Source organism: Vibrio sp. V39_P1S14PM300, from assembly GCF_009904765.1.
GTDB lineage: Bacteria > Pseudomonadota > Gammaproteobacteria > Enterobacterales > Vibrionaceae > Vibrio > Vibrio proteolyticus.
In genome coordinates, this window is sequence record NZ_WXWP01000414.1 from 24,173 (window position 1) to 31,210 (window position 7,038).

General features: G+C 50.3%; 6 protein-coding genes and 8 tRNA genes. 13 read left to right on the forward strand and 1 reads right to left on the reverse strand.

Annotated elements, in window-relative coordinates:
* Positions 1–5: 5 nt before the first annotated feature.
* Positions 6–1,265 carry a glutamyl-tRNA reductase gene (gene hemA, locus CAG65_RS21745; RefSeq protein ID WP_021707472.1) on the reverse strand — a complete coding sequence of 420 codons (1,260 nt, stop codon included), beginning with the start codon at positions 1,263–1,265 and terminating at the stop codon, positions 6–8.
* A 159-nt stretch (positions 1,266–1,424) separates the two neighbouring features.
* Here hemA and lolB point away from each other — a divergent pair, with 159 nt between their 5' ends.
* The 13 genes from lolB (at position 1,425) to CAG65_RS21810 (ending at position 6,958) form a co-directional block, all read left to right on the forward strand.
* The gene (gene lolB, locus CAG65_RS21750) at positions 1,425–2,039 is read left to right on the forward strand and encodes a lipoprotein insertase outer membrane protein LolB (RefSeq protein ID WP_021707473.1); all 615 of its coding nucleotides are present in this window, start codon (positions 1,425–1,427) and stop codon (positions 2,037–2,039) included.
* Entirely contained in the window at positions 2,036–2,893 is an 858-nt protein-coding gene (gene ispE, locus CAG65_RS21755; protein ID WP_161454959.1) for a 4-(cytidine 5'-diphospho)-2-C-methyl-D-erythritol kinase, read from the forward strand. The genes lolB and ispE overlap by 4 nt, the downstream gene beginning before the upstream one ends.
* Positions 2,894–2,968: 75 nt before the next feature.
* A complete protein-coding gene (locus CAG65_RS21760) occupies positions 2,969–3,916 on the forward strand; it encodes a ribose-phosphate pyrophosphokinase (protein ID WP_021707475.1) in 948 nt (315 codons plus the stop codon).
* Between the two features lie 147 nt (positions 3,917–4,063).
* Positions 4,064–4,654, forward strand: coding sequence for an aminoacyl-tRNA hydrolase (pth, locus tag CAG65_RS21765; protein ID WP_161454957.1), 591 nt, complete (start codon positions 4,064–4,066; stop codon positions 4,652–4,654).
* An 11-nt stretch (positions 4,655–4,665) separates the two neighbouring features.
* Positions 4,666–5,757 carry a redox-regulated ATPase YchF gene (gene ychF, locus CAG65_RS21770; protein ID WP_161454958.1) on the forward strand — a complete coding sequence of 364 codons (1,092 nt, stop codon included), beginning with the start codon at positions 4,666–4,668 and terminating at the stop codon, positions 5,755–5,757.
* A 293-nt stretch (positions 5,758–6,050) separates the two neighbouring features.
* Positions 6,051–6,127: transfer RNA gene (locus CAG65_RS21775), tRNA-Met, on the forward strand.
* Positions 6,128–6,164: 37 nt separating this feature from the next.
* A tRNA-Leu gene (locus tag CAG65_RS21780) sits at positions 6,165–6,249 on the forward strand.
* A 45-nt stretch (positions 6,250–6,294) separates the two neighbouring features.
* A tRNA-Gln gene (locus CAG65_RS21785) sits at positions 6,295–6,369 on the forward strand.
* Between the two features lie 81 nt (positions 6,370–6,450).
* Positions 6,451–6,527, forward strand: a tRNA-Met gene (locus CAG65_RS21790).
* A 54-nt stretch (positions 6,528–6,581) separates the two neighbouring features.
* Positions 6,582–6,666 (forward strand) — tRNA-Leu (locus CAG65_RS21795).
* A gap of 9 nt (positions 6,667–6,675) precedes the next feature.
* Positions 6,676–6,752, forward strand: a tRNA-Met gene (locus tag CAG65_RS21800).
* A gap of 21 nt (positions 6,753–6,773) precedes the next feature.
* Positions 6,774–6,860 (forward strand) — tRNA-Leu (locus tag CAG65_RS21805).
* A 23-nt stretch (positions 6,861–6,883) separates the two neighbouring features.
* Positions 6,884–6,958, forward strand: a tRNA-Gln gene (locus tag CAG65_RS21810).
* Positions 6,959–7,038 lie beyond the last annotated feature (80 nt).

The following is a 7,038-nucleotide window of genomic DNA, read 5'->3' on the forward strand; positions in this document are numbered from 1 at the left end:
CTCGGTTATTGCGGGTCTTCGAGACCCAAGCTTTGTCTGATGACAGTCAGTTTAGCGGGTTCTCCCTGCTCTGCAGCTACCTGCAGTGCTCGGGTTGGGGCGTGAATCAGTTTGTTGGTCAGTTTGTTGCTCAATTCCAGTAACACTTTCTCCGGTTCCGCCCCGGCAGCAAGCGCCTGAAGGCTCTTGCTCAGTAAATCTTCGCGGATGTCATTGGCCGCTTTGCGGTATTCACGGATGCTGTCCACCGCCTGTAACGAACGCATCCAGCTCATGAAGCCGGCACTTTCTTCGCTGACGATGGCTTCGGCCTGAATGGCCTCGACTTTACGCTGCTCGATATTGTTCTCAACGATCGACTGGAGATCATCGACGCTATAGAGATACGCGTCGTTGAGTTCACCAACCTGAGACTCGATATCACGCGGCACGGCAATGTCCACCAAAAGCATCGGCTGATGACGACGGGCTTTCAGTGCGGTTTCCACCATCCCTTTGCCGATGATTGGCAGTGGGCTGGCGGTGGAGCTGATGACGATGTCCGCGTGCGCCAGATGTTCCGGGATCTCAGGCAAGGTAATCACTTCCGCGCCAAAAGGTTCAGCCAGACTCAGTGCACGCTCTTTAGTGCGGTTCGCCACAATCATGCGTTTGCAGTTGTGACCGGCCAGATGTTTGGCCACCAGTTCTATCGTTTCACCGGCCCCAACCAGAAGTACCGTCGCCTCAGAGAGCGATTCAAAAATGTGTTTGGCTAAGGTACAGGCGGCGTAGGCCACAGACACGGCGTTGCCACCAATGTCTGTTTCGGTACGTACCCGTTTGGCAACCGAGAAGGCTTTTTGAAAAAGCTTCTCCATCGCGGTATCCACCGCTTTGTGCTCTCTCGAATCCGCATACGCCTGCTTGACCTGACCGAGGATCTGAGGCTCACCCAGCACCAGAGAATCCAGTCCGCAGGAAACCCGCATCAGGTGACGGATCGCCGCCTGCTCTTCATGAATATAAATACTGGGTTTAAGATCTTCCGGGCTGACACTGTGAAAGCGCGACAACCAGTCGATCATCTTCGCTTTCCCGGCAGGTTTTACATCACAATAGATTTCAGTCCGGTTGCAGGTGGAAAGGATCACACTGCCGTTGACGATACTGCTTTCCTCAAGTTGCTTTAGTGCCTCAGGCAGCTTATCAGGTCCGAATGCCACTTTTTCGCGCAATTCGACCGACGCTGTATTGTGGTTGATACCAATAGCAAGCAAGGACATGTGTGCAGGATTCTCGATTCAGGAAAGTCAGTAAGGTCGGAATTTTACTTGATGGTCAGATTTATTAAAAGGGTCAGGCCGATTTCTTTCCTGACTCCGTGAGATCAATGATATAGTTAGCTCATTCAAAACGATACATTGTGCAAATTGCGAGCAACCATGATCAAAATTCGCCAACTTATTCCATTGCTGCTGGCAACCCTGTTATTTGCTGGCTGTACATCCGTTCCCGACAGTATAACCAGCGTCGAATGGCAATCCCATCAGCAGAAACTGGCCAGCATTGACAACTATTTGGTTACTGGCAAGCTGGGATATATTTCCCCCGAGCAGCGCGAGTCTCTCAATTTTCAATGGCGCCATTCCGCAGCCCAAAGCCAGTTACGCCTGACCACCTTTCTCGGTCAAACTGTCCTTAACCTCTCCATCAGCCCTCAGGGCGCCCGTGTCGAAACCTACGACGATCAAGTGTTTACAGACCCCAGTGCCGATGCATTGGTCTATCGCCTCACGGGCCTGGTGATCCCGGTAGAACAGTTGCAAAACTGGTTACTCGGTAACCCGACCAATGCCGACCATTACCTGCTCAATGACACCAACACACTGGCATCGTTAGAAAAACAGGTCAGCTGGCAAAATTGGCATCTGGATTATTTGAGTTATCGTGATGAACCCTTGTCTCAGCAGATCGTTCCGCTGCCGAGCAAAATGAAACTCAAACAAGGTGACACCACACTCAACATCGTGGTATCCAAATGGGTGCTGAATCAATGATCACGCACGCAACCCACTGGCCTTCTCCGGCAAAACTGAACCTGTTTCTTTACATTACCGGCCGCCGAGATACTGGTTATCATGAACTGCAAACCTTGTTTCAGTTTCTCGACCACGGCGACACACTGACAATTAGCGCCAACACCAGCGGCACTATCAGTTTGACCCCCGAGATCCCAGGCGTAGCCCTGCAGGATAACCTGATCTGGAAAGCCGCCACGGCATTGCAACAATACAGCAGCTGTCCCTATGGCGCCCATATTGAACTGAACAAGATCTTACCGATGGGCGGTGGCATTGGCGGCGGTTCCTCCAATGCAGCGACCACTTTGGTCGCGCTGAATCATTTATGGCAAACCGGTTTGAGCGATGACGAGTTAGCGCAAATTGGCTTGACACTGGGGGCGGATGTGCCGGTCTTCGTGCGCGGTTTTTCAGCGTTTGCCGAAGGCATTGGCGAAGAGCTGTCTCCAGCCGAGCCGGAAGAAAAGTGGTATTTAGTGGTAAGACCAGAGGTCGCCATTGCTACGGTAGATATATTTACTCACCCGGATTTGACGCGCAATACGCCAAAACGCGCACTGTCAACGCTTCTGGACACGAGCTACGAAAACGATTGCGAAAAAATTGTGCGAATGCTCTACCCAGAGGTTGATAAGCAACTTTCATGGCTGCTACAATACGCGCCGTCTAGGTTGACGGGGACCGGTTCCTGCGTTTTTGCGGAGTTTTCCAGCCAGAAACAAGCGGAACAAATCCTTGCACAACTGCCTGATAATGTCTCGGCTTTCGTTGCTCAAGGGCGCAACATTTCGCCTCTTAAAGCGACTTTGGCCAACTATCAGTCAGCCTGACAGCATACCAACTGTCTATAATTTGGTATCAAACCACTCTATTTACAAACTGGACGCAACCCTGAGGTTTCCACCGTGCCTGATATGAAGCTATTTGCTGGTAACGCAACACCTGAACTAGCCCAACGTATTGCTGACCGTCTTTACATCTCCCTTGGTGATGCAACTGTTTCTCGTTTTTCTGACGGCGAAGTTGCAGTACAAATCAATGAAAATGTTCGTGGTAGTGACGTATTCCTTATTCAATCAACGTGTGCACCAACCAACGACAACCTGATGGAGTTGGTGGTTATGATTGACGCAATGCGCCGCGCTTCAGCAGGCCGTATTACTGCGGTAATCCCTTACTTCGGCTACGCTCGCCAAGATCGTCGTGTACGTTCTGCGCGTGTGCCAATCACAGCAAAAGTTGTGGCCGACTTCCTGTCTAACGTCGGTGTAGACCGCGTTCTGACTATCGACCTGCACGCTGAGCAGATCCAAGGCTTCTTCGACGTACCGGTCGACAACATCTTTGGTACGCCAGTTCTGCTGGAAGACATGGAATCTCGTGGCCTTGAAAACCCAGTAGTGGTTTCTCCAGACCTGGGGGGTGTTGTACGCGCTCGTGCGACAGCTAAAGCCCTGGGCGATATCGACATTGCTATCGTTGATAAGCGCCGTCCGCGTGCCAACGTGTCTGAAGTAATGAACCTGATTGGCGACGTGGAAGGACGTGACTGCGTCATCGTTGACGACATGATCGACACCGGTGGCACACTGTGTAAAGCCGCCGAAGCGCTGAAAGAGCGTGGCGCTAAACGCGTATTTGCTTACGCTACTCACGCTGTGTTCTCTGGCAACGCTGCACAAAACATCAAAAACTCGGTACTGGACCAGGTTATCGTGACCGACTCCATCTCACTGTCTAAAGAGATGGCCGCGACCGGTAAAGTGACCACGCTAAGCCTGTCTCGTATGCTGGCTGAAGCGATTCGCCGCATCAGCAATGAAGAGTCTATCTCTGCGATGTTCAACTCGTAATTCGAGTTCAGCCTTACTGAGAATAAAGCACCTCCTGATGAGGTGCTTTTTGTTTTCCGCTCTGTTGAATGCGTGTGCGAATCTCGCGACACGCAACTTTTCTGTGTTATCATACGGCGCTTTTTGAGATACCAGAGAGATCCCGTCTTGAGTCAAGAGATAAAATTGCTGGTTGGACTGGCGAACCCAGGCCCTGAGTATGCAAAAACTCGCCATAATGCTGGCGCTTGGGTCGTGGAGGAACTGGCTCGTGTTCACAACATCACGTTGAAAAATGAGCCGAAGTTTTTTGGTCTGACCGGTCGAATCAGCATGAACGGTCACGATCTCCGTCTGCTTATCCCGTCCACCTTCATGAATTTATCCGGTAAAGCCATCGCCGCATTGGCCAAGTTTTACCAGATAAACCCGGAAGAAATCATGGTCGCGCACGATGAGCTGGATCTACCTCCGGGTGTCGCTAAGTTTAAAAAAGGTGGTGGACACGGCGGTCACAATGGCCTGCGCGATACCATCAGTAAGCTCGGCAACAACAAAGATTTTTACCGCCTGAGGATTGGCATCGGCCATCCGGGGCACAAAGACAAAGTTTCCGGTTATGTGTTAGGCAAGGCACCTGCAAAAGAGCAGGAATGTCTTGACGCGGTGGTGGATGAATCGGTCCGCTGCCTGGACATCTTAGTCAAAGATGGTCTGACAAAAGCACAAAACCGCTTACACACGTTCAAAGCTGAATAAAGGTTACTATCATGGGTTTTAAATGTGGCATCGTTGGTTTACCAAACGTTGGTAAATCAACTCTGTTTAACGCACTGACTAAAGCTGGCATCGAAGCGGCTAACTTCCCGTTCTGTACTATCGAACCAAACACGGGCGTGGTTCCTGTGCCAGATCTTCGCCTGGACGCTCTGGCGAAAATCGTTAACCCACAGAAAGTACTGCCGACCACTATGGAGTTCGTGGACATCGCAGGTTTGGTTGCAGGCGCATCAAAAGGTGAAGGCTTGGGTAACAAGTTCCTGGCGAACATCCGCGAAACTGACGCGATCGGTCACGTTGTTCGTTGTTTCGAAAACGACAACATCGTACACGTTGCGGGTAAAGTCTCTCCAATTGAAGACATTGAAGTGATCAACCTGGAACTGGCTTTGGCTGATCTGGATTCGTGTGAACGTGCGATTCAGCGTAACGCTAAGAAAGCCAAAGGTGGTGACAAAGACGCGAAGTTTGAACTGACGGTACTGGAAAAACTGTTACCAGTTCTGACTGAAGGCGGTATGGTACGCAGCATCGAGCTGGCGAAAGAAGAGCTGGCAGCGATCGGTTACCTCAACTTCCTGACTTTGAAACCAACCATGTACATTGCTAACGTCAATGAAGACGGCTTTGAAGACAACCCGTACCTGGACGCTGTGCGTGAATTCGCGGCCAAAGAAAACAACGTGGTTGTGCCTGTATGTGCAGCCATCGAATCAGAAATGGCGGAACTGGAAGACGACGAGCGTGAAGAGTTTCTGGCCGATATGGGCATTGAAGAGCCGGGCCTAAACCGCGTGATCCGCGCTGGTTATGAACTGTTGAACCTGCACACTTACTTCACGGCAGGGGTTAAGGAAGTTCGCGCTTGGACCATCCCTGTTGGTGCCACTGCGCCGAAAGCCGCAGGTAAGATCCACACTGACTTTGAAAAAGGCTTCATTCGTGCCGAAGTTGTGGGCTACGATGATTTCATTCAGTACAACGGCGAATCCGGTGCAAAAGAAGCCGGTAAATGGCGCCTCGAAGGCAAGGAATACATCGTAAAAGATGGCGATGTTGTCCATTTCCGTTTCAACGTCTAATTCCGCCTCTAACGTAGAATTGAACTAATGCCTAAAAAGCCAGCAAATCCGCTGGCTTTTTTTTATTCTTTTGTGATTACTACCGCCCTGCTCACAAATTAACTCATTCAAATCTCGCTGTTTTGTTAGCAGTTTTCGATCATAAACACCGCTCTTTGTTCAAAAAGAAACCGAACGATTGATTTGTCTGGATTTATTTAAAAAAACTATTGACGGTTCTGGCTCAACTCCGCATAATGCGCCCCGTTCCCGGCGAGACGGCAACGTCACAACTGGAACAACATCATGGTCATGGCTACGTAGCTCAGCTGGTTAGAGCACATCACTCATAATGATGGGGTCACAGGTTCGAATCCCGTCGTAGCCACCATTTCCTGAATGTTCTTTTAAGAGCATTGAGGAAATATGCGGAAGTGGCGGAATTGGTAGACGCACCAGATTTAGGTTCTGGCGCCGCAAGGTGTGAGAGTTCAAGTCTCTCCTTCCGCACCATGATTTAGATAGCCTTCTGATTTATCAGGAAAAGCTGTCACCTGCAGGTCTATCGCCAAGCGGTAAGGCAGCGGCTTTTGATGCCGCCATTCCCTGGTTCGAATCCAGGTAGACCTGCCACTTATTTAAAAAGTGAAAACTCTGCAAAAAGGGGTTTCACTCGGAGCTAAGATGGTTTATATTGTCTCGCTCCAAAAAGATGGCTACGTAGCTCAGCTGGTTAGAGCACATCACTCATAATGATGGGGTCACAGGTTCGAATCCCGTCGTAGCCACCATTATTCACAGTTATCAGTTTTTACCAATTAACTGGTGACTTTAGAGTTCAAGACGCGGAAGTGGCGGAATTGGTAGACGCACCAGATTTAGGTTCTGGCGCCGCAAGGTGTGAGAGTTCAAGTCTCTCCTTCCGCACCATAAATTGTTGGCTACGTAGCTCAGCTGGTTAGAGCACATCACTCATAATGATGGGGTCACAGGTTCGAATCCCGTCGTAGCCACCATTAATTCCTACTATCAGATTTGCGGTGGTGGCGGAATTGGTAGACGCGCTAGCTTCAGGTGCTAGTGTCCGTTAGGACGTGAGGGTTCAAGTCCCTCCCTCCGCACCAAATCTGAATAGAGGAATGCCTGCAGGTCTATCGCCAAGCGGTAAGGCAGCGGCTTTTGATGCCGCCATTCCCTGGTTCGAATCCAGGTAGACCTGCCATTTTAATATATTGTTGATTATAATCAGCAATATGACTCAATGCGGAAGTGGCGGAATTGGTAGACGCACCAGATTTAGGT

What these genes read in the sequence shown, in the direction of transcription:
- hemA (WP_021707472.1), bottom strand. Translation starts at nt 1,265, where the DNA reads ATGTCCTTGCTTGCTATTGGTATCAACCACAATACAGCGTCGGTCGAA.
- lolB (WP_021707473.1), top strand. Translation starts at nt 1,425, where the DNA reads ATGATCAAAATTCGCCAACTTATTCCATTGCTGCTGGCAACCCTGTTA.
- ispE (WP_161454959.1), top strand. Translation starts at nt 2,036, where the DNA reads ATGATCACGCACGCAACCCACTGGCCTTCTCCGGCAAAACTGAACCTG.
- ychF (WP_161454958.1), top strand. Translation starts at nt 4,666, where the DNA reads ATGGGTTTTAAATGTGGCATCGTTGGTTTACCAAACGTTGGTAAATCA.